Origin of the sequence: Natrinema sp. SYSU A 869 (assembly GCF_019879105.1) — an archaeon.
GTDB lineage: Archaea > Halobacteriota > Halobacteria > Halobacteriales > Natrialbaceae > Natrinema.
The window spans coordinates 2,418,662-2,439,432 of sequence record NZ_CP082249.1; the positions used below are offsets into that span (position 1 = coordinate 2,418,662).

Annotated in this window: 21 protein-coding genes and 2 pseudogenes; 13 read left to right on the forward strand and 10 right to left on the reverse strand. The window is 63.6% G+C overall.

From position 1 onward, the window contains the following. The first annotated feature begins 100 nt into the window (after positions 1-100). The 4 genes from K6I40_RS20120 to K6I40_RS20135 all read left to right on the forward strand — a co-directional run bounded on the left by K6I40_RS20120 (position 101) and on the right by K6I40_RS20135 (position 3,056). Positions 101-1,192, forward strand: coding sequence for a saccharopine dehydrogenase NADP-binding domain-containing protein (locus tag K6I40_RS20120; RefSeq protein ID WP_222915900.1), 1,092 nt, complete (start codon positions 101-103; stop codon positions 1,190-1,192). Positions 1,193-1,300: 108 nt separating this feature from the next. Beyond that, the gene (locus K6I40_RS20125) at positions 1,301-2,077 is read left to right on the forward strand and encodes a TrkA C-terminal domain-containing protein (protein WP_222915902.1); all 777 of its coding nucleotides are present in this window, start codon (positions 1,301-1,303) and stop codon (positions 2,075-2,077) included. Between the two features lie 91 nt (positions 2,078-2,168). Then, entirely contained in the window at positions 2,169-2,567 is a 399-nt protein-coding gene (locus K6I40_RS20130) for a DUF2267 domain-containing protein (protein ID WP_222915904.1), read from the forward strand. A gap of 72 nt (positions 2,568-2,639) precedes the next feature. Further along, on the forward strand, positions 2,640-3,056 hold the full coding sequence (locus K6I40_RS20135; protein ID WP_222915906.1) for a DUF2267 domain-containing protein: 417 nt from the start codon (positions 2,640-2,642) through the stop codon (positions 3,054-3,056). 20 nt (positions 3,057-3,076) lie between these two features. Here K6I40_RS20135 and K6I40_RS20140 read toward each other — a convergent pair whose 3' ends face one another. Then, on the reverse strand, positions 3,077-3,346 hold the full coding sequence (locus K6I40_RS20140) for a hypothetical protein (protein WP_222915908.1): 270 nt from the start codon (positions 3,344-3,346) through the stop codon (positions 3,077-3,079). A gap of 278 nt (positions 3,347-3,624) precedes the next feature. Between K6I40_RS20140 and uvrB the strand changes: the two genes are divergently transcribed. Beyond that, a complete protein-coding gene (gene uvrB, locus K6I40_RS20145) occupies positions 3,625-5,685 on the forward strand; it encodes an excinuclease ABC subunit UvrB (protein WP_222915910.1) in 2,061 nt (686 codons plus the stop codon). A gap of 948 nt (positions 5,686-6,633) precedes the next feature. Here the strand turns inward: uvrB and K6I40_RS20150 are convergent. After that, entirely contained in the window at positions 6,634-7,137 is a 504-nt protein-coding gene (locus K6I40_RS20150; RefSeq protein ID WP_222915912.1) for a hypothetical protein, read from the reverse strand. Here K6I40_RS20150 and K6I40_RS20155 point away from each other — a divergent pair. From K6I40_RS20155 to K6I40_RS20165, 3 genes are all read left to right on the forward strand, one after another. Further along, entirely contained in the window at positions 7,111-7,416 is a 306-nt protein-coding gene (locus K6I40_RS20155; RefSeq protein ID WP_222915914.1) for a hypothetical protein, read from the forward strand. The genes K6I40_RS20150 and K6I40_RS20155 overlap by 27 nt on opposite strands. An 86-nt stretch (positions 7,417-7,502) precedes the next feature. Further along, entirely contained in the window at positions 7,503-8,495 is a 993-nt protein-coding gene (locus K6I40_RS20160; RefSeq protein ID WP_222915916.1) for a hypothetical protein, read from the forward strand. A 4-nt stretch (positions 8,496-8,499) separates the two neighbouring features. Beyond that, the gene (locus K6I40_RS20165; protein WP_222915918.1) at positions 8,500-9,000 is read left to right on the forward strand and encodes a hypothetical protein; all 501 of its coding nucleotides are present in this window, start codon (positions 8,500-8,502) and stop codon (positions 8,998-9,000) included. A gap of 186 nt (positions 9,001-9,186) precedes the next feature. Here K6I40_RS20165 and K6I40_RS20170 read toward each other — a convergent pair. The 8 genes and pseudogenes from K6I40_RS20170 to K6I40_RS20205 all read right to left on the reverse strand — a co-directional run bounded on the left by K6I40_RS20170 (position 9,187) and on the right by K6I40_RS20205 (position 16,939). Beyond that, positions 9,187-10,412: pseudogene (locus K6I40_RS20170) on the reverse strand (putative manganese transporter). A 266-nt stretch (positions 10,413-10,678) separates the two neighbouring features. Next, entirely contained in the window at positions 10,679-11,995 is a 1,317-nt protein-coding gene (nrfD, locus tag K6I40_RS20175; RefSeq protein WP_222915921.1) for an NrfD/PsrC family molybdoenzyme membrane anchor subunit, read from the reverse strand. 128 nt (positions 11,996-12,123) lie between these two features. Next, a complete protein-coding gene (locus tag K6I40_RS20180) occupies positions 12,124-12,606 on the reverse strand; it encodes a GNAT family N-acetyltransferase (RefSeq protein ID WP_222915923.1) in 483 nt (160 codons plus the stop codon). A gap of 77 nt (positions 12,607-12,683) precedes the next feature. After that, positions 12,684-13,160 (reverse strand): GNAT family N-acetyltransferase, encoded by a 477-nt coding sequence (locus tag K6I40_RS20185; protein WP_222915925.1) that lies wholly within the window; start codon positions 13,158-13,160, stop codon positions 12,684-12,686. 156 nt (positions 13,161-13,316) lie between these two features. Next, positions 13,317-13,613, reverse strand: coding sequence for a translation initiation factor (locus tag K6I40_RS20190; RefSeq protein WP_222915927.1), 297 nt, complete (start codon positions 13,611-13,613; stop codon positions 13,317-13,319). A gap of 84 nt (positions 13,614-13,697) precedes the next feature. Then, a complete protein-coding gene (locus K6I40_RS20195; RefSeq protein WP_222915929.1) occupies positions 13,698-14,297 on the reverse strand; it encodes a DUF192 domain-containing protein in 600 nt (199 codons plus the stop codon). A gap of 105 nt (positions 14,298-14,402) precedes the next feature. Next, complete coding sequence (locus K6I40_RS20200; RefSeq protein WP_222915931.1) at positions 14,403-16,220, reverse strand: excinuclease ABC subunit C; 1,818 nt, start codon at positions 16,218-16,220, stop codon at positions 14,403-14,405. 26 nt (positions 16,221-16,246) lie between these two features. Further along, a complete protein-coding gene (locus K6I40_RS20205) occupies positions 16,247-16,939 on the reverse strand; it encodes a hypothetical protein (RefSeq protein WP_255681806.1) in 693 nt (230 codons plus the stop codon). A gap of 125 nt (positions 16,940-17,064) precedes the next feature. On the opposite strand from K6I40_RS20205, the gene K6I40_RS20210 reads away from it, so the two are divergent. The 5 genes and pseudogenes from K6I40_RS20210 (at position 17,065) to K6I40_RS20230 (ending at position 20,647) form a co-directional block, all read left to right on the forward strand. Continuing rightward, entirely contained in the window at positions 17,065-17,334 is a 270-nt protein-coding gene (locus tag K6I40_RS20210) for a hypothetical protein (protein ID WP_222915933.1), read from the forward strand. A gap of 125 nt (positions 17,335-17,459) precedes the next feature. Beyond that, entirely contained in the window at positions 17,460-18,386 is a 927-nt protein-coding gene (locus K6I40_RS20215) for an ABC transporter ATP-binding protein (RefSeq protein WP_222915935.1), read from the forward strand. Further along, positions 18,383-19,342: an ABC transporter permease gene (locus K6I40_RS20220; protein WP_222915937.1), complete on the forward strand. Its 960-nt coding sequence runs from the start codon at positions 18,383-18,385 to the stop codon at positions 19,340-19,342. Before K6I40_RS20215 ends, K6I40_RS20220 begins: the two co-directional genes overlap by 4 nt. Before the next feature lie 83 nt (positions 19,343-19,425). Next, positions 19,426-20,402 (forward strand): annotated as a pseudogene (locus K6I40_RS20225) (TRC40/GET3/ArsA family transport-energizing ATPase). A 56-nt stretch (positions 20,403-20,458) separates the two neighbouring features. After that, positions 20,459-20,647: a multidrug transporter gene (locus K6I40_RS20230; protein WP_222915939.1), complete on the forward strand. Its 189-nt coding sequence runs from the start codon at positions 20,459-20,461 to the stop codon at positions 20,645-20,647. The last annotated feature ends 124 nt before the right edge of the window (positions 20,648-20,771 follow it).

The window sequence follows — 20,771 nt, forward strand, 5'->3', positions numbered from 1 at the left end:
GGACCGCTGAGACGTCGAACGGCTGTTCTCGAGCCTCGACGGTCCGCTGCCGATGGCTATCTGGCCCGTTGCTTATCCGCCGACGAATCGTACGCAGCATATGCCGTCGCTCCTCATTTACGGCTCGTACGGCTTCGTCGGGGACCTGATTGCTCGCGAGGCGACCGACCGCGGACTGGATCCGATTCTCGCCGGCCGTGACGGTGATCAGCTCCGCGAGCAGGTCGACGACCTCGAGCAACCGGGCCGTCGGTTCGCCCTCGAGGACCCCGAAATCGTCGCGGACGCACTCGAGGACATCGACTGCGTCCTGAATTGTGCCGGCCCGTTCTCGAACACTGCAGCGCCGCTCGTCGAGGGCTGTCTGCGGAGCGGGACGGATTACGTCGACATCACAGGCGAGATCCCCGTCATCGAGTCGATCGAAGATCGGGACGACGAGGCGACCGAGGCCGGTATCACGCTCCTACCGGCCGCCGCGCTCTCGACGGTACCGATGGACTGCCTCGCCGCACACCTCGCCGAGCGGCTCCCGGCGGCGACCCACCTCGCGCTGGGCGTCGACTCGTTCCGAGTGCCGTCAGTCGGCACAGTGCGGACGGTGCTCGAGGGTGCTGATACCGGCGGGGCCGTCCGTCGCGACGGCCGCATCGAGGGCGTGCCGACGGCGTGGCGAACCCGCGAAATCGACTTCGGTCGCGGGACCCGGCCAGCCGTCACGATGCCGATGGGCGATATCTCAACCGCCCACTACACGACCGGAATTCCGAACGTCGAGATGTACGCGGTGATGCCCCAGCCCGCACGACTGGCATTGAAATCGCATCGCTACCTCGCGCCGCTGTTCGAGTCGATGCCGATCCGATGGGCGCTGAAGCGATTGGCCGGGATCCGCGAGGGGCCGTCGAAGCGGGCTCGCCAACGCGGCTCGGCGTACGTCTGGGGCGAGGCCAGGACCGGTGACGGTGAGCGCGTCGTCTCCAGACTACGGACGCCGGATCCGTACGTCGTCACCACCGACGCGGCCGTGACGGTCGCCGAACGAGTGCTCGAGGGCGGCGTCGAGAACGGGTTCCAGACGCCCGCCGGCGCGTTCGGCCCCGAGTTCGTCTTCGAACTCGACGATGTGGCGGGCTTTTTCGACGAGTCGACGCCGGACGAGACATCGCCGGTGAGTCCGCTGCTCCAGTGAGGAGTGGCATTCGATCCTCGAGATCGGATTTGGGACGCTCTCGTTGACTGGCTTGAGTAAGCCAGCACTGGATACAAACGACCGTTCCCCCCTACTTCCCGGAGACGAATGTACGCACTCGTCTCCCTGATCATCATCATCTCGCTGTCGATGCTCGTCGTTCGAGTGGGCACCGTCGCGCTGACGATGACCGGGCTCTCGACGGAGGTCGCCTCCTTCCAGTCGCTGTCGGCCTACTCGGGGGCCGGGTTCACGACCGACGAGGCCGAGGAGATCACCGAGTATCCCAGCCGCCGCCGAACGGTCAAGATGCTCATGCGGCTGGGCAACGTCGGCCTCGTCACGACGATCGCCTCGCTGGTCATCTCCTTCGCCGATCCGGTGACGCGGCTCCGACGATTGGGTATTCTCGTCGTCGTCTGTCTCCTTCTGCTCGCGCTTGCTCGCAGCACGTGGTTCAACGACCTGCTCACGCCCGTCATCAAACTAGGGCTGTCCCAGTCCGCGCGGTTCCAGCTCCGCGACTACACCGGTCTCCTGAACCTCGACCGGGAGTACTGCGTCGGCGATTTCGCCGTCGACGAGGGCGAGTGGGTGGCCGGCGAGCGCCTCGGCGACCTCGAGTTGCGCTCGTCGGAGGGAGTGACGGTTCTCGGCATCGAGCGCGAGGACGGCACGTACATCGGCGCGCCGTCCGGCGAACACAGAATTCACGCCGGCGATCGGGTCATCGCGTACGGGCAGGAAGAACGGCTGCGGGAGCTGGCCGATCGCGGCGAGGGCGACGACGCGGCTCACGAGGCGGCCAAGCGATCCCACGACCGCCAGCTCGACCGCGAGCGTGACATCGATCCGAAGCGGCCACTGTCCGCGATTCGAGAGTGACCCGTCGCTGCCTCGCTGTCGCGGTCGGCCCGTCTCCGCTGCCGGCAGTCGCCGGCCAAGTCCCAAGGGTAGGCTCCGTTCAACGGCCGGTATGGAGCGCAACGATTTCTACCAATCCGTCGAACAGCAGGCGAATCTCGGAGACGAAGCCGACGCTCGAGACGCGACGCAGGCGGTGCTGTCTGCCCTCGGCGAGCGGCTGGACGACACCCGTTCGCAGCGTCTCGACGGCGACCTGCCCGCTGAGATCGGCGACCACCTCGCCGAGGGGCCGTCGGGCCGAGCACTCTCCGCCGACGAGTTCCGCTCGCGCGTCGCGGAGCGAACCGACCGCACCGACGGGCGCGATCCGGACCAGCTCTCGCGAGCCGTCATCGGGGCGCTGCTCGAGCACGTCGACGAGGACGAAGCCGACGGGCTGCGCGAGCGACTCGAGGAGTTCGGCTACGACGAAATCGTCCCCGAGTCCGGCCCGGGTGCCGAACGCTAACGACTCGACGGCGGCGCGAACCCGGCAGTTGCCGCCCGAACCGTGAGGGGCTTCATCGCCGTGGCCTCGGCTATGGAACGAGCGGAACTGCTCGAGCGAGTGAGCGACCGGACCGCCGCTGATGAACAATCGGCAGCCGACGTCACGCGGGCGGTCCTCGAGACGCTCGGCGAACGATTGAGTGAGGACGAGGCCGAGGATCTGGCTGCACAGTTGCCGGGAGAGCTGAGCCAGCACCTCACCGAGGGCGAATCGGGCCAGCGCTTCTCCGAGGAAGAGTTCGTCTCTCGGGTCGACCAGCGCATGGACACCGTCGACGTTCCCGGACAGGAGGCGGCGACGACTGTTCTGGGGACGGTCCTCGAGGCGGTCGACGAGAGCGAGCGCGCGGCGGTCGTCGACCAGTTCGAACACTACGGCTTCGAGGAGTTGCTCGCGGAGACGGACGCGGACGTCGACGTGGGTGATCGAACGCCAGGAGAATACTGACCGTCGCACCGACGCCGCTTCTATGCCTGATCGAGGCTCTCGCGGTAGTCTTCGACCGTTTCGATTGCCGATCCGACCTTCTCCTCGGTGTTGCCGTCCGCCCGCTGTTGAACCTGCCGGAGCGTGTTGAGTCGCTCGTCGAGGATGGCGTGATCGGGCGCGGTATCGCTCATCACGTAGTCGGCAAACGCGTCCGTCGTTTCGCGGATGTCCTCGCGGATATCGTCGCTATCGGCCGACTTCGCTGCCTCCTCGAGGTCGTCGCGGGCCTGCTGGAGTTGCTCCGTCATATCCCACACCACCACGAGTCGGCCCATAATGATTTGGCGAGCAGTGGCCACGTTCGGATGTGATCCGGCGCTGTTCGGATCATCCCTGAATCAATACGATTGAGATCACCACGAGAGCGTCAGCCCCTTTCAGTCCCCCCCGCGGTGGCTCGATTGACCAGCCGGAACAGGTGGACTTTCATGGTGGTCATAAGTATCACAGCGATCACGACAGTGCATCTGAACGTGAATTTACCTAATGCGAGCGCGTAAAGTACCTTGATACCCTGAACTCGATAATGAGTGACTCCGATTCTCGCGGTCCCCTCCAGCCGGACCGGCCGGATGTCGACCGACCGTTCGACGTCGACGCGCCCTTCGAGCCTGCGGGCGACCAACCCGAGGCAATCGAGCAGTTAGTCGACGGCTTCCAGTCAGGGATGGACAAGCAGACCTTGCTCGGCGTGACCGGCTCGGGCAAGACCAACACCGTCTCCTGGGTCACCGATGAGATCCAGAAACCGACGCTGGTGATCGCCCACAACAAGACGCTGGCGGCCCAACTCTACGAGGAGTTCCGGAGCCTGTTCCCGGAGAACGCCGTCGAGTACTTCGTCTCCTACTACGACTACTACCAGCCCGAAGCCTACGTCGAGCAGAGCGACACCTATATCGACAAGGATGCCTCGGTCAACGACGAGATCGACCGCTTGCGCCACTCCGCGACACGGTCGTTGTTGACCCGCGAGGACGTCATCGTCGTTGCGAGCGTGTCCGCAATTTACGGCCTCGGTGATCCGCGCAACTACATCGACATGTCCCTGCGCCTCGAGGTCGGCGAGGAGATCGGCCGCGACGAGCTACTGGCCCGGCTCGTGGACCTGAACTACGAGCGCAACGACGTCGACTTCACGCAGGGAACGTTTCGGGTGCGGGGCGATACCATCGAGATCTACCCGATGTACGGCCGCTATGCCGTCCGCGTCGAACTCTGGGGCGACGAGATCGATCGTATGGTCAAGGTCGACCCACTCGAGGGTAAAACGCAGGGCGACCAGCAAGCGGTGCTCGTCCACCCCGCGGAGCACTACTCGATTCCCGAGACCACGCTCGAGGAGGCGATGGACGAAATCCGGGACGATCTGGACTCCCGGATCTCGTACTTCGAACGCACGGGCGACATGATCGCGGCCCAGCGTATCGAGGAGCGGACCACCTTCGACCTCGAGATGATGCAGGAGACGGGCTACTGTTCAGGGATCGAGAACTACTCGCTGTACCTCTCCGACCGCGAGTCGGGCGAGGCTCCCTACACCCTCATGGACTACTTCCCCGATGACTTCCTGACCGTGGTCGACGAGTCCCACGTGACCCTGCCTCAGATTCGGGGCCAGTACGCCGGCGACAAGTCCCGGAAGGACTCGCTGGTCGAGAACGGGTTCCGGTTGCCGACGGCCTACGACAATCGGCCGCTCACGTTCGAGGAGTTCGAGGAGAAGACCGATCAGACGCTGTACGTGAGCGCGACGCCGAGCGACCACGAGCGCGAGGAGAGCGAGCAGATCGTCGAGCAGATCGTTCGGCCCACCCACCTCATCGACCCGTCGATCGAGGTCTCGGACGCGACGGGGCAGGTCGACGATCTGATGGACCGCATCGACGAGCGCATCGAGCGCGAGGAGCGCACCCTTGTCACCACCCTCACGAAGCGCATGGCCGAGGACTTGACCGAGTTTCTCGAGGAGGCCGGTGTTGACGTGGCCTACATGCACGACGAGACGGACACCCTCGAGCGCCACGAAATCATCCGCTCGCTCCGATTGGGTGAAATCGACGTCCTCGTCGGGATCAACCTCCTGCGGGAGGGGCTCGACATCCCCGAGGTCTCGCTGGTGGCCATCTTGGACGCCGATCAGGAGGGGTTCCTCCGGAGCGAAACGACGCTCGTCCAGACAATGGGGCGGGCAGCCCGGAACGTCAACGGCGAGGTCGTCCTCTACGCCGACGAGCCCTCGAACGCCATGGAGTCCGCGATCGAGGAAACCAAGCGCCGTCGCCGGATTCAACGGGCGTACAACGAGGAACACGGCCTCGAACCCACCACGATCCAGAAGGAAATCGGCGAGACCAACCTGCCGGGCAGCAAGACCGACACCAGCGAGGTTTCCGGCCGGGAGATCGAAGACGAGGACGACGCTGCCCGCTACATCGACGAACTCGAAACCCAGATGGAAGAAGCCGCGAGCAACCTCGAGTTCGAACTGGCAGCCGATATTCGAGATCGCATTCGGACGGTGAGAGAGGAGTTCGAACTCGAGGGAAGTGACGAGGGGATCGCGCCGCCGACCGAGGAGTTCTGAGCGGGACCGACCCTCCACGAGAATCGGCGCCGCTCGTCGAGAATTCACGATCTTATTGGAGCGTCCGGTCGTTGATAATACGGTAGCGCTTTCACGGAGCTTCGACGGCCCGAGGTGAGATCCCGAGACAGCAGGTCGTCCGAGTATCGATCACAGATCGGATCACCGAAACGAATGAGATATATCCGTCATTGCTCGATGAGTTCATCGACTGCAGCGAGTATCAAGAAATCGAATCTATGTCGTACGACGGCCATTTTCGCTTCCTCTTTTCGTCGAAACGGTGGTGTGAGCGTCTACTGAGAAACCATAGTATTGATTTTAAGCGGATGATTCATGCGGCCGTTCTCATCTAGGAACAATTAACGAGAAACTGGGTATTCACCGTCTGGGACGCTACTTTAGCAGACAGCTCATAACAGATCTCTCGGATACGCATACGATACGAACTCGACCAGAGGCGTCTACCTCAACATCGCGAGTGACCCGACGGAGGGAGACTCCGACAACGACGAACTTGACGATCAGACTGAACGAGTCGAGGGGAGTACAGTCGTTAAGACGACCAGCGCTAGCGAGGCTGAACGCGCCCTTGAGGGAGCGGATATCGATACCCTGTCGAACGCCTACGAGACGTACAACACGACCAGCAACCCGTGGAGCGTCGATACGGATGGTGACGGACTTAACGACACCCGCGAACGCGAACTCGCGACGGATCCGACCGGGAGTGACACCGATCGTGATGGGATTTTCGATCGTGAGGAAGCCGAAGGCGAGGGCGATCCGACGCTGTTCGACACGCGACCGCCGAAGATCGATGTCCGGAGTTCGGGATATCATATCCCAGAGACGAGCCTCGACACTACGTACTGGGTCAGCGTTCGTATCGATAGCCCAACGGGTGTCGATCGAGCCGCACTGATAAAAGACGGGAACGAAGAGACATCAGAGACCTACGACGGTGACGATACCGTCTATGACTCTCTCAAGTTCACCGAGGAGTTCGCCGAGTCGGAGACCGAACTCGATACGAGCAGCAAGAAGTCGACGTTCGTCTCCGCCTTCAAGAAGACTACAGAAACGGTCGGGAGTGTCAGCGAGAGCATCGGTGATACCGTCGCAGGGACAACGGTCCACGTCAAATCGAGTGATACCAACGGAAATAGCCAACGGGTCGTCGGCGTTCAACGAAAGAACTTCTACAGCTAAGTCGCCGACGGGCTTTACACGGACACGATCTTCGATTACGCGGTAGCCAGCGAGTTCGGTACGGTCTCGGGGTTCTCTTCGAGTCTGGGTGTCGCTTTCCAAGACGTCTCCCAGTTCATCGACGACCCCGCTGCCGTCGTCGAAGGGATCGAAATGCTCCTTGAGCTGGTCAAAGAGGAGCGACTCGGAGCCGCGAAAACGCTGGTCGACGTGATGGTCCAGAGCGTCGAGCAGAAGCAAGCGTTGAACAACCCCTACGGCTCACTCGAGGAGAAAGATCATCCACGGCTGTACAACACGTTCGAACGGAACTGGTACGAGGGGTACGCAGCGGGCTTCCTCGCAAAGGCGGCGCTCGGCGGCGGGGCCTCGAGCAGCGCCAAGAACACGATCAAGAGCACGAAGACGGCGCAGAAAGTCGGCTCGAAACTCTCGGACACGAAAGCGCTTCGAGCCCTCTCGCGCGTCAGCGATGCCAAAAAGGCGCGAAAGGCCGTGCGACCGCCCGCATTCTACTGACTGTCGACGGTGACGCTGCCGAACCGCTACTGAGCCAAGCCGATACCGCTGGTAGTGCGTTCCGGCTCTGGCGTCATCAACGTGCGATGGACGCCGACGTCGACGCGATGCCCGAGGCACGGCAGCAGCGGTTAGGCGAGTACCTCGCGCGGACCGGTGACGACGGGGCGAGGTTGGTCGACGACCTCGATCCCGAGGTGCGCGACGACTTCCTGGGGACGCCGTGTCGCCGCCAGTCGCTGTCGATGCCCGTCGGGGCCGGCGTCGGACCGGCGGGCGGGTGCGGCGATATCGGCGAAGACCTCCGCGAGCAACTGACAGCCGTCGACAGCCGCAGCGACTCATTCGATGCCAATCAGTTCCTCAAGGACACCGACGCCGACAGCCGGCAGGCGCTCGGGACGGTCGACGATGCGACCGCTACTCGGATGCTCGTCCGCTACGGTGAGGGCGACCTCGAGGCCGATCATCTCCGCCGAATGAACGAACTGCTGGACAGCGGCGACATGGACCAGGCCGACGCCCAGCGGATGATGGGGGTGCTCGAAACGAAAGCCGATAATCCATTAATCGAGGACACCATTCAAGCAAATAATCTCCTCGAAATCCCGGAACAAGGTTACGATCTGAGCACAACTCGACTCGCCGTCACCGATGACGATGGGAATATCCGTTGGCTCGAGCGAGGTGTCTTCGACCCGAATACTGGCGGAACAGACTATGGGTGGACCTATCTGGAAGCACGTCATATCGATGGTAAGTTGATGGAGAAGAAAGATGCAACTACGTTCTGGCCGATGGGTCAGGATTTCGACTCAAAAACGCAGCCAATCCCGAACTCGATGTCGGAAAAAGACATCAGTGAAGCCATCTACAAAGCTCTTGAAGACACAGAAACGACTCCACAGGACTCGTTCAGATACAGCGACTTCGATCAAAGTTTCGTCGATAGAACAGGCGTTTCAGATATTGAAGTCATAATTAGAAACGGTAACGTCCGGACTGCATATCCGAAAAAGGGGCCAGCAGTCTGGAAGTACATCAGTCAGAACGACGTTGGCTGGAGACATCAGGGGTGAAATCATGGGAGACAAATATAGTCAGATCGAACTCGAAATGCAATCTCCGGGGACCGATGACCTAAAGAAAGCGCAGATGCCATCTACCAGCCTTCGAATACACCCCGGTGGAATTGAAGGAGGAGAGGACCGGGTCTGGCACGATGCGAGCCTTCCGAACGAAGTGTTCCCTGATCTCCTCCGATGTATGGTTGCGATTCTCGAGAACGAGGAGTGTGCTGCAGCGTTCGATATGGGGGAACTCGAGTTCACACCGGTTCCGGGGAACGACGCCGTCGGCGTGTACTTCCACATTGATGGGGTGCCGCGAGAGAGCCGAGATGATTCGCCGGATCTCGTCGACCGCACTGCTCTCGTCGAGGAAATCTACACGACCATTCGATGGTGGGTCGACGAGGCGCTGTCAGTCAACGACGATTTGACGGACACCGAGTGGTTCCAGGAGATCGATGCGGCACTCACAGAAGCTGAACGGGTCCTCGAGGAGGAGGAGGGGATTCGATAACCTCCAGCGTCCGCTAGCTGGTCGTTGGGAGTGAGTCCACTGTCGTGTGAGACGTTTCTCTCCCGAGAGAGGTACCCAATATGGCTTTTGAAGCCTTCCGGCTTGAAGCACGTCTCGCTACTTGGGACGGGACGGAAACTATTGCAAGTGGCTCGAGATACGAGAATAATTGAAATCGACGGGATATCACAGCACGCCGAACCCGAACTCCGCCATCCCGAAGACCGGGCCCCACAGGAAGTGGAGCGCGACGCCGACGACGACGGCGGGCAGGAAGTTGTAGATCGTCGCGACGATCGCCGCCTTGGCGTCGACGGCCAGCAGCGGGAACAGGGCGTCGCCATCCTGGGCGATCGCGTTGGCCGACAGCGCCGAAAAGGGCAGGCCGCCCTCGGCGTAGACGCTTGCCAGCAGGATCTGGGGGCCACAGCCGGGGATCAGGCCGACGACCGCGCCGCCGATCGGGGCGAGTACGCCCGCTGTTGCCGCGAGGGTCGCGACGTTCACCCCGCTGAGGAGGACGACGTACTCGTAGACGAGAAAAGCCACGAGCACCCAGACGGTGACGAAACTGGTCTCCATCGCCGCGTGGGTGAGCGTATCGTACACCGATCCGAAGGAGTCTCGAGCGCGGGCGATCTCCCCTCGCCGACGTAGTGACGGCCGACCGCGTAGAGGTACAGCGATAGCACCGCGCCGACGATGCCGGTGATCGTAAACAGCCCGTCGAAGCCGAGGTCAGCGGCCAGCGCGACCTCGGGGCCGCCGCGGAGCAGGTAGAGGCTGCCGAGGACAAGTCCTGCGACGGCGGTGACCCACCACACAACGTGTGCGAGGTGCGAGAGCGGGGTGAGCACTCGAGAGTGGTGATCCGGGCCGGTCTCGTGAGCGTGTGTCGGAGCCGGGCCGCCGTAGTCGTGGGCCGGGTTCGGCCCGACCCCGCCGTTGACGACAGTGCCGCCGTCGGGCGTCGCGGCGGGCGAGAGCTGCGCGACGGCGGCGTCGACGCGGGAGACACCCAGCCCGACCGAGTCGACGAGGTAGCCGGTCGCGACCGAGGCTGCGAAGGCGATGGCGTAAGCATACAGCGCGGCTTCGGGCGCGAGCGCGAGGATGACGAAGGCCGAATCGCCGGCGGTTGCACCCAGTGTCGCGACCACGGTCCCGAAACTGACCGTGCCGCGGACGTACAGCGGCATCACCACGATCGCACCGCCACAGCCGGGCGTCAGCCCGAGCAGGCCGCCGAATAGTACCTGCAGACGCTCGTTGCCCTCGATCGCCCCGATTACCGCACCGTCGGTCCAGTACTGGAGCAGTCCGAACGCCAGTACCGTGACGGCGACGAACGCGCTCACCTGTACGTAGCCGTCTCGCAGCGACTCGAGGAGGACCGTGAAGAGTTCGTTCAAGGGGCGTCACCCGGGGATTGGGACCGGCCGAACCGAAGATTAGACATCTCTAAAAATAGGATTAGCACCATTGGGTAAATATCTGCTGGTGGCGACAATCTGGAACCGAATCGGGGCAGAGCGGTCGTCCGAAGGGAACCGTAAGCGGGAGACCGAGTCCTGACACTACAGTCCCGACGGCAGGGGGCTCGAGCAAAACGGACTGAGCAGGTCCTCCGCGGGCTCGCTCGAGCCGGAATCGTCGCAAAGCGGAGGTCCGCCCGTCGCTACTCGTGATCGTCTCGCAGGTGTTCGATCGCGTGAAGTTCGACCACCGGGAAGATCTTGGCCACGGTGAGGAAGAGGAGCGTCACCATCCCGATGGTCCCGATGATCGACAGGAGTTCGATCAGACTCGGGACGTAGCGGCCAGGCGTCGCGTGGTAGATGTCGAAGGTAGGGTGAAGGAACCCCTCGACGACGAACAGCACCTTCTCCATGATCGTCGCAGTGAGGACAGCGAGGCCGGAGACGACGGCCCGCTTCTTGGTGAACAGGGTCGGCCGGATCGACTGGGCGAAGATGTACGACAGCGTCAGGAAGACCAGCGACATCGAGGTGAGGTAGATCGGGTTGGTGGCTCTGGCGACGGCGGCGTGGGTCAGGTCGACTGGGGCCACGAACAGCCCGGTGATGTTCTGCTGGAGCTGTAGCCACAGGAAGAGTAGACAGAAGAAGCCCAGCCATAGGAGCAACCCGCGGAAGATGTCGTCGGTGAAGATGTGGTCCCAGTCGTAGGCGTGCCGGAACGAATAGGCGAGGATGATCACGCCGCTGATAGCCGAGGTGAGCGCGATGGTGAGGAACTGCGGCCCCTGGACGCCGCCGAACCAGGTCGGCATCGTCGGGAGCACCGAAAACAGCCACGGAATGACCCCGCCGTGGAGCAACAGTGGAGCCATGATGATGATCGCCAGCGCAAGCCACCAGACCATCCGCTCGACGACGCGGTCCTCCGTCTCGGTGTAGCCGATCGTCATGGCGCTGTACAGCGGACCGAGGCGGTCCGGTAACTGATCGCGCAGTCGGCTGATGTCATAGCGCAGCGTCAGTGAGAGGTAGGTCGCCGTCAGCACGAAGTAGGCCGTGATGACGGTCACGTCCCACACCAGCGGCGAGGCGTGAACCGTGACGTGATAGTGGCTGATGACGCTCGTGACCATCCGATCCGGCCGCCCGAGGTGGACGATGATGTAAAAGCCCGCCGCGGAGAGTCCGCCGATGGTCAGCAACTCGGCGAGTCGCGCCACGGGCATGTACCGGTCCATCCCGAGGAGTCTGACCGCCGCTGAGAGGATGATCCCGCCGTGGGCGATACCCACCCACCAGATGAACGCACCGATGTACACGCCCCAGGTCGCGCCGCCGCCGCTGCCCCAGTCACCGAGGGCAGTAACGGCTAACCCTTGCTGCAGTTGGTAGGCCCAGCCGATCAGGAAGGCGACGAACGCCAACCCTGCCACCCCAACCAGGATGAAGTACGTTTTCGACACTGCTCCGATCGGCCGCAAGATGTCGGCCTCACTCGGCGTTTTCGTCCCCATCGTGCTACAGTGCAACTCACCGGCCGTCAACTTGCGTCCGCGCTATGAATTTGCAAGGTCAAGGTCGTTCGACGGTCGATCGCTTGCACTCGAGTATACCGACTTTCACCGAGCAGTGGCGTGTCGGGTCACAACTCGAGCGTGTAGACCACTTCCCGTCGCTGCTCGCCGCCGATCTCGACGTCGTCCTCGTCGGTCGGTTCGAACCCGTGGCCCTCATAGAACTCCCGACCGCCGTCGTTCGACGCGAGGTCGATCGCACGCATCCGCTCCATGTTGAAGTCCTGCAGGTCCTCGCGTAAGTGCTCGTATAGTGCCGTCCCGATCCCCTCGCCCTGGTGGTCGGGGTGGACGGACATGCGGAGCACGTCGCCCTCGTCTTCGGCGACGACGCCGTGGGTGAAGCCGACGATTTCGCCGTCGCGCTCCGCGACGAGGAAGGCGGTTCCCGGTTTCGACAGCGCCGTCTCGAGGGCTTCGTCGCCGTACCACTCGTCGATCGTCCGGTCGATGGTCTCAGCGTCGAGCTCGTCGTAGGTGTCGTGCCACGTCTCGCGGGCGACGGTCCTGATGCGCTCGCGGTCCTCGAGGGTAGCCGGTCTGATCTCCATACCGCAAGCTACGATAGCGAGTAACAAAGCTTTTCCACCGTCTCAGTGAGGCCCGGCCGGTCTCCGGTAGGCGCGGCCTACAGTTCGAGCGTATAGACCGCTTCGGGGTAGTACTCACCGTCGATCTCGACCTCGCCCTCGTCGGTCTGCTCGAAGCCCAGCCCTTCGTAGAAGGCGCGGCTGGCGTCGTTGAACGCGAAGTCGAACGAGCGGACGCGCTCGGCGTTGGCCGCCTCGAGTTCCGCCATCAGCCGCCCGTGGAGCGCCGAACCGATCCCCTCGCCCTGCTGTTCGGGGTGGACGTACATCCGGAGAATGTCGGCGGTCTCGCCCTGCGCGACCGCGTGTGTGAAGCCGACGACCGTCCCCTCATCCTCGGCGACGAGGACGATGGTCCCGGGGGCCTCGAGCGGCATCGAGTCGTCGGTGTACCAGTTGTCGACGGTCCGGTCGATCACGGCTGCCTCGAGTTCATTGTAGGTGTCGTGCCAGGTGGCGCGAGCGACGGCCGTGATCGCCTTGAAGTCGTCGGCTGTCGCAGATCGAACGTTCATACCTCATTATTGAACGTGATGCATAAATAACTCGCTGACACGAGGTCGAGGAATCCGACGGCGAGCGGTATTCGAGCGGCCGGGCGAGCGGGTCGTCCGGAGCGGCCCCGAAGTTGGGTCCCTCGACCCCTCCCCTCGCGAACATCGGACCCTCGTTCACTCCCGAACGTCGAATCCCCGCTCGCGAAGGAGGTCAGGCACCCGATCCCGGTGGTCGCCCTGCAGTTCGATCCGGCCCTCGTCGACGGTCCCGCCCGTTCCCATCGAACTCTTGAGGTCAGACGCAATCGATTTGATCTCGTCCGACTCGAGGTCGAAGCCCTCGACGATCGTCACCGGCTTGTCGTACCGACGACTCTCCGTCCGGACCGACAGGACTTGTTGGGAGGTCTCGAGGTCGCCCTGGCTGTCGAGTTCGTCGAGCAGGTCGTCGAGGTCGTCGTCGTTTGACATGCCGTAACATAGGATCGGTACGAGGGATAGCCCTGTCCTTGCTTTCGCAACGGTCGGAATACGACGTCCCGCCGGCGGTATCGGTCACTCCTCGAGATCGAAATCCAGGACGTCCCCCTCGCTGACGCCGTGATCGCTCGTCCACTCGTAACCGACCTCGAGCACGTACTGTCCCCGACCGGGGTAGCGCTGATCGTCTCCGTCCTCGTCCGGACCCGGTGCCGGCGCGTGATGGATGCCGGTGACCGTTCCGTCTCCGTCGGCGTACACGATGTCGATGCCGAAGTCCATCTCCCGCATGACGAAGGTGCGCTCCTCGACCGACTCGTAGACGAACAACATACCGCGGTCGGACGGCAGTTCATCAGTGTCACTGAGTCCGAGATACCGGAGGTCGTCCGTGTCGGCAATCGCCGCCGTCACCGTCCCAAGTTCGTCGCCGTCCGTCGTCACGGCCCGGACCTCGGTCGTCTCGTAGTCCTCGTGAACCGTTTCCGCGACGGCGTCCGTCTCGTTCGCGGTCGACTCGTTCGTCGTCTCCGCGTCGTCGCCCGTCGTCTCGTCGGTCGGTTCGACCTGCCCCTGGCTGTTCGCCTCGCCCGAATCGTCCGCGTCGAGACAGCCAGCGATTGCGACCGCGCCGGAGGCGCCGAGAAGATGTCTCCGGGTTAACTCGTCGTTCATATCTGTGCCACCAACGATGTAGAATAAGTCACTTCTGTACGCTCGAGTGAATGAGCCGTTCGGATGGAAGTAACGGTCGACGTCTGTGTCGCCATCGAAAACGCGTTAGAGTCGTGATTTGATCGTCTCCGCCGTCTTCTCGCCGATCCCCTCGATGCTCCGGAGGTCCTCGAGGCTCGCCTCGCGGACGTTCGTGACGCTGCCGAAGCGGCCAAGCAGTCGCTTTCGCGTCTCGGGGCCGATCCCCTGTACGTCGTCTAACACCGTCTTAACCTCATCGCGGACGGTCTGGTGGTACTGCACCGCAAAACGGTGGGCCTCGTCGCGCACGCGTTGGAGGAGATGCAAGTGCGGCGCATCACTGGGCCACGAGAACGTCCGGTCGGGCGTGACCACGCGCTCCTCAGCCTTCGCCAGCGCGACCGCCGGCACGTCCCAGCCGACCGCGGACAGCGCGTCGCGGGCGGCCTCGAGTTGGCCCTCGCCACCGTCGATCAGCAACAGATCAGGGTTGGGCCGGTCGTCTCGATCTTCGACGGCGCGGCGCGCGCGCCACTCGAGTAAGGCCCGCATGTTGTCGTAGTCGTCGTTCTGGTCGGTGAGCTTTTTCCGCCGATAGTCTGCTTTCTCGGCGCTGCCGTCAACGAAGGTGACATCGCTGCCGACTGCTGCTTTCCCCTGCGCGTGGCTCACGTCGAATCCCTCGATCCGCCGGGCCGACTCGATCTCGAGGGCGTCGGCGAGCATGCCACACTCGTCGCGCCGACCGACGTTGCGCCGGGCGTTCTTCAGGGCGAGTTCGACGAGTTTGGCTTCCCGACCCGCGCCCGGGACGCGGACGGAGACGCCCTCGGCCTCGAGCCAGGCGGCGACCTCTTCGCCGCCGTGGCGTTCAGGTAACAGGAGGGCGTCGGGGAGGTCGCGTTCGGCGTAGTACTGGACGATGAAGGCGGCGAGGACGCTGGGGACGCCGTCCGTCTCGCCGGCGATGCCGTCCCCCGCGGAGCCGGGTGCCTCGAGCGTGTGTCGGTCCCGGTCGACCAGTTTGCCGTCCTCCGCACGCAGCCGGGCGACGGTCGCGTCCTCGCCCTCGATGGCGACACCGAGGACGTCGACGCCCCGCTCGTCGCCGATCGACTGGACCGCCTCGCCGCCCTCGCCGTGGAAGGCCTCGACGGTCTCGAGGCGGTCCCGCAGGTTCGCCGCGCGCTCGAAGTTCTGCTCCTCGGCTGCGGCCTCCATCTCACGTCGCAGCGGATCGGCGAGGATACCGGTCTCGCCCTCGAGGAAGCGCTCGACCGCGGTAACGTCCTCGCCGTAGCTCTCGAGGTCGATCTCGCGGGTACAGGGCGCGGTACAGAGCCCCATCTCGTAGTCCAGACACGGCCGGTCGCGGCCCGCGTACTTGTGGTCCGAACAGCCCCGGACGCCGTACGTCTCCCGGAGCGCCTTCACGACGGTTTCGACCTGTGTCTTGCTGGTATAGGGGCCGAAGACAGTCGGCCCGCTCGAATGGTCCGCGGAACGTCGTTCCGCGCTACTCGCAGTCGAGTCACCTTGCACCTCGCCGTCCGGATCCCGCGTGATCTCGATCCGCGGGGCGTCGTGGGCCGTCAGCTGCACCATCGGATACGACTTGTCGTCCTTGAGCCGGACGTTGTAGCGGGGCTGGTGGCGCTTGATCAGGTTCGCCTCGAGCAACAGCGCCTGTGTCTCAGTGTCGGTGACGGCGATCTCGATATCGTCGGCGCGATCGACCATCCGGCGAATCCGCGCACTGCGCGGATCGGCATAGGACCGAACACGGTCACGCAGCTCGACCGCTTTTCCGACGTAAAGGGTGGTATCTCCCTCGCGAAACTGGTAGATCCCCGGCTCGCGAGGCAACGACCCGCCACGCTCACGAACCCCATCGGCGTTCATCGACCGACCTACGGAGTCAGGAGGTTTCAGCCTGACTCCTCGGCCCCGGCCCGTTCAGCGGTCGGTCCGTTACTGTCGCTCTCGGTCGTCTCCGCGATCACCGTGGCCGATCCCGGTCGAATCGCCTGCTCGAGATCGGCGACCGTCCCATCATCTAGGTCGGCGTCGCCGATCGGAAGCACGAGGTCGTTTCCACCGCTCACCCGGAGCACGAGCCGCCGCGAGCGCGATCGCAGATAGGAGCCGACGAGGGCGGCGGCGATCGCGAGCGCGGCGACGCCGATCAGGAGCACGCCCCACTCGACCAGCACGAGGGCGGTCTCGACGACCCCGAGCGTGATTTCAGAGAGGCGCGTCAGGACGTCCGCCCCCGGAACCGAACTGATGCCCTCGAGGTCGACGCCCGGGACCAGCGTCGCGACGCTGACGTCCGTCGCTACCTCGAGGACAACGACGCTGACGAACGCGGCGGCGATCCCCGCACAGAGGTGGCTCAATCGCTCGCTCGTCTCGATGGTAACGGTCCCGACATTCGGCCGGTCGACACAGCGAAAGTTCCCGTCGCTCGAGCCGGCTGTCAGCGCCAGAACGCGCTGGTTCGTGACGGCGACGGTCGCGTCCTCGAGGTCCGTACGGTGTTCGACGCGTTCCCCGTCGTGGCACAGTTCGTCGACGTGGTCGCGCCACTGCTCGACACGCTCGCGTCGGGTTTTGGCCATCGGTAGTCGTCACACCTCCGACGCCAGCCCCCAAGTACGTCGGGGCTCGTTCGAGCGAGTAAGGGCCGCCTTCTCGCGGAATTGACTCGGTACCTTCTCGGTGCTCGACCGCCAACACGCTGCGTATGAGTGACTCGACGGTCCAGTGCTGGCTAGCCGAACGAACGTTCGACGACCGCAACCTCGTGACGATCGTCTACGCGACGCCCGACGGCTCGCGCTACCAGCAACGGGAACGATCCTCGACGTCGCTGCAAACCGGTGCCGCAGTCACCGCAGCCACCGAGATTCCCGACGACGAACTCGAGCCAGTCTCCGACGAGGAGACCCGGGAGCGCTACGCCCAGGAAGTCGACCGGACCGCCGAACGGTATGACCCTGACGATCCGATATAGGCTTTTATCCACAATCTATAAGAGGGAAATAACGATCCTCCGGCGTCGAAACGGGGTATTTCGGTGCCCTCGCCTATAGCGGTGATGTCACAAACCTTTTCGGGCAACGCTGCGACCACACAGCTATGCCTGCTATCACAGTCGACAATCTGACCAAATCCTTCGGTCAGACCCTCGCGCTCGACGACCTCTCCTTTCAGGTCGAAGAGGGCGAAGTGTTCGGCTTCCTTGGTCCCAACGGTGCTGGCAAGTCGACGACGATCAACATCGTTCTCGATTTCGCCCGTCCGACGGCGGGCGAGGTCAGCGTCCTCGGAATGGACGCCCAGCAACACAGCCGAGCGATACGGCAACGAACTGGCGTCCTCCCCGAAGGCGTGCAACTGTACGACCGCCTGACCGCCCGCCAACACCTCGAGTTCGCCATCGAGTCCAAACACGCCGACGCTGACCCCGAACGGCTGCTCGAGCGAGTCGGCCTCGTCGACGCGATCGACAAGAAAGCCGGCGGCTACTCGAAGGGGATGGCCCAGCGACTCATGCTCGCGATGTCGCTAGTCGGCGAACCCGACCTGCTGATCTTAGACGAGCCCTCCACCGGCCTCGACCCCAACGGGGCCCGCGAGATGCGCGACATCGTCCGCGAGGAGAACGAACGCGGCGCGACCGTCTTCTTCTCGAGTCACATCATGGAGCAGGTCGAGGCGGTCTGTGACCGCGTCGGCATTCTGCGCGACGGCGAGATGGTCGCCGTTGACTCCGTCGAAGGGCTGCGCGACTCCGTTGAGGGCGGCACAACGCTGCGCGTCACTGTCGACCGGATCGACGACGACGCCATGCAGGCGATCCGCTCGCTGCCCGACGTCAGCGACGCCACCGTCGAGGATCAGAACCCGCCGACGATCATCGTCACGGTCGACGGCTCGAAGACCGCCGTTCTCTCTGCACTCGAGGACCACGGCATCGAGGTGCAGGACTTCTCCACCACCGAGGCGTCGCTCGATGACGTCTTCCAGTCGTACACGACGGACGCGGAGGTGCACGCGCGATGAGCTCCGAGACCGGAACCGGCACCGACGCGACGGCTGCGAGCGGCTCGGCGTCGAGTTCGATCAATCTCGAGAGCGTGCGTGCGGTCGCGAAGAAGGACTTTCAGGACTCGATCAGGTCGTGGCTGTTCTGGGGACTGAGCGTGTTCTTCTTCACGCTGATGGCGATGCTGGCGGGCTTTCTCTCGTGGGCGAGTCCGAACGAATTCACGACGATCAGCTTCATCTCCCTCGTCAGTCAGGTATGTAAGCTCGTCATCCCGCTGATCGCGCTCATACTCGGCTGGAAGTCCATCGCCGGCGAGCGCGAGACGGGGAGCATCAAAGTCTTACTGTCGCTGCCCCACTCCCGGAAGGACGTCCTCGTGGGCAAGCTGCTGGGCCGGACGGCCGTGCTCTCGCTGTCGCTCGGCATCGGCTTCCTCATCGGGATGTTCGCCGTCGCGTTCGCCGTCACCGAGTTCTCCTTCCCCGCGTACATCGCCTTCCTGGCGATGACGATCGTCTACGGACTCGCGTACATGGCCATCGCCGTTTCGCTCTCCTCGGTGACGCGATCGACGACGATGGCCGGTGCGGCGATGTTCGGCGTCTTCGTCCTCTTCTATATCGTCTGGAACTCGCTTCGGCGCGGGCTCACCATCCTGATGAACAGGGGACACATCGAGGGCGTCTCCTACACGACAACGAACTTCGCCGGACAGCAAGTCGAACCGGAACGATTGCCCGACTGGGCCCTCTTCATCGATATGATCGATCCGGGGAACGCGTATCAGAACACCATCACGCTGTTCAGTGGCCTCTCGGGCGAGAACATCGGGACGACGTTCAACGAGGCCGCTTTCCCCAACGGACTCCCGTTCTATCTGCAAGACTGGTTCTCCCTCGTCATCCTGCTGTTCTGGATCACCGTGCCGATCGCCATCGCCCTCTATCGATTCGACCGCGTCGACATCTGATCGCGGACCGTTCCGGTTCGACTGCTGCAAGCGGCGTTCGATCGGGAACTCGTTTTATCGCACCAGCCGTGGTAGACGTGCCCGTGACCGACTGCATCTTTTACGGCGGCAAGGGCGGTGTCGGGAAGACAACCTGTGCGGTCGCGACCGGCCTCTCGCTGGCCGCCGCCGGTCGAGAGACACTCGTCGTCTCGACCGACCCAGCCCACTCGCTGTCAGACTCGCTCGAGGCCGATATCGGATCGGAACCGACCGAACTCGAGGGGGCCGAGCTACTCGGAAACGAATCGGAGCGTGCGGGGAGCCTGTGGGCCGTCGAGATCGACCCCGAGACACAGCGGGAGCGCTACGAGAAACTGGCGCGGGCGCTGGCCGCGGACCTCCGGAGTGCCGGTATCCGTCTGTCCGATGAGGAGGTCGAACGGCTCTTCGCGACGGGTGCGCCGGCCGGCAGCGACGAGATTGCAGCACTCGATTTACTGGTCGAGTACGTCGACTCGGGGGAGTGGGATACCGTCGTCTTCGACACCGCGCCGACGGGCCACACCCTGCGGCTGTTCGACATGCCCGAGGTGATGGGCTTGGCACTCGAGACGGCCCGATCGCTTCGCGGACAGGCCAAGCGGATCGGGAACGCGGCCAAGACGGCGATGCTCGGCCCGATGTCGATGATGACCGGCAATGATGGCGACGAGGAGGAGAGCCTCGCGGTATTTCAAGCACGTCTCGAGCGCGCTCGGGAGATACTCGTCGATCCCGAGCGGACCGAGTTTCGCGTGGTTCTCATCCCGGAATCGATGGCGATTTCGGAGACCCGGCGGCTCGTCGAGCGGCTTCGCGAGGCTGGCGTGCCGGTCGAACGGTTACTCGTGAACCGCATGCTCGAGGACCCCCACGAGGGCTGTCCGCGCTGTCGGTCACGGCAGGAACGCCACGAGGAACGGCTCGCGGAGGTTCGGGCGACGTTTCCGGACCTCGAGGTCGTGACGCTGCCGGACCTCGAGGGGAGGTGCAGGGACGCGAGTCGCTCGCGGTGATCGCCGGTCGACTGGCGGACTGAGCGTTCGCCGAGCAACTGACGCCCGAATTATTATGTTGGACGAACGACAATATATCATGGCACTCTCACTCGGTCGAACCTCCTCCTCACTGGTCACGGCGATCGGCGTTGCCGTCGCGCTCGTCGCGATCGTCGGCACGCAGGTCCTCGGCTGGGAGTGGGGCTCCGGACGGCTCGTCCCAACGTTGATCGGCGTCGTCGCTGCCGGTATCGCCGTTGTCGTGTTTCTCAGCCGTCGCAGGTGATCCCGTTTTCGTCGTCACTTCTCGTGGCGGGATCGGCGAGAGTGACTTCATCATTCGTCGCTTCGATTCGGGTATCGACCGTCCGAATATCGCCATATTATCTCCGTTGATATTGTAATATAAA

Excerpts from the sequence above, each read along its gene's own strand:
- nrfD (WP_222915921.1), bottom strand. The coding sequence starts at position 11,995 with ATGGGGACGAAAACGCCGAGTGAGGCCGACATCTTGCGGCCGATCGGA.
- K6I40_RS20130 (WP_222915904.1), top strand. The coding sequence starts at position 2,169 with ATGGAGCGCAACGATTTCTACCAATCCGTCGAACAGCAGGCGAATCTC.
- uvrB (WP_222915910.1), top strand. The coding sequence starts at position 3,625 with ATGAGTGACTCCGATTCTCGCGGTCCCCTCCAGCCGGACCGGCCGGAT.
- K6I40_RS20200 (WP_222915931.1), bottom strand. The coding sequence starts at position 16,220 with ATGAACGCCGATGGGGTTCGTGAGCGTGGCGGGTCGTTGCCTCGCGAG.
- K6I40_RS20160 (WP_222915916.1), top strand. The coding sequence starts at position 7,503 with ATGGACGCCGACGTCGACGCGATGCCCGAGGCACGGCAGCAGCGGTTA.
- K6I40_RS20210 (WP_222915933.1), top strand. The coding sequence starts at position 17,065 with ATGAGTGACTCGACGGTCCAGTGCTGGCTAGCCGAACGAACGTTCGAC.
- K6I40_RS20155 (WP_222915914.1), top strand. The coding sequence starts at position 7,111 with ATGGTCCAGAGCGTCGAGCAGAAGCAAGCGTTGAACAACCCCTACGGC.
- K6I40_RS20165 (WP_222915918.1), top strand. The coding sequence starts at position 8,500 with ATGGGAGACAAATATAGTCAGATCGAACTCGAAATGCAATCTCCGGGG.
- K6I40_RS20180 (WP_222915923.1), bottom strand. The coding sequence starts at position 12,606 with ATGGAGATCAGACCGGCTACCCTCGAGGACCGCGAGCGCATCAGGACC.
- K6I40_RS20220 (WP_222915937.1), top strand. The coding sequence starts at position 18,383 with ATGAGCTCCGAGACCGGAACCGGCACCGACGCGACGGCTGCGAGCGGC.
- K6I40_RS20195 (WP_222915929.1), bottom strand. The coding sequence starts at position 14,297 with ATGAACGACGAGTTAACCCGGAGACATCTTCTCGGCGCCTCCGGCGCG.
- K6I40_RS20120 (WP_222915900.1), top strand. The coding sequence starts at position 101 with ATGCCGTCGCTCCTCATTTACGGCTCGTACGGCTTCGTCGGGGACCTG.
- K6I40_RS20215 (WP_222915935.1), top strand. The coding sequence starts at position 17,460 with ATGCCTGCTATCACAGTCGACAATCTGACCAAATCCTTCGGTCAGACC.
- K6I40_RS20135 (WP_222915906.1), top strand. The coding sequence starts at position 2,640 with ATGGAACGAGCGGAACTGCTCGAGCGAGTGAGCGACCGGACCGCCGCT.
- K6I40_RS20125 (WP_222915902.1), top strand. The coding sequence starts at position 1,301 with ATGTACGCACTCGTCTCCCTGATCATCATCATCTCGCTGTCGATGCTC.
- K6I40_RS20190 (WP_222915927.1), bottom strand. The coding sequence starts at position 13,613 with ATGTCAAACGACGACGACCTCGACGACCTGCTCGACGAACTCGACAGC.
- K6I40_RS20205 (WP_255681806.1), bottom strand. The coding sequence starts at position 16,939 with ATGGCCAAAACCCGACGCGAGCGTGTCGAGCAGTGGCGCGACCACGTC.
- K6I40_RS20185 (WP_222915925.1), bottom strand. The coding sequence starts at position 13,160 with ATGAACGTTCGATCTGCGACAGCCGACGACTTCAAGGCGATCACGGCC.
- K6I40_RS20230 (WP_222915939.1), top strand. The coding sequence starts at position 20,459 with ATGGCACTCTCACTCGGTCGAACCTCCTCCTCACTGGTCACGGCGATC.
- K6I40_RS20140 (WP_222915908.1), bottom strand. The coding sequence starts at position 3,346 with ATGACGGAGCAACTCCAGCAGGCCCGCGACGACCTCGAGGAGGCAGCG.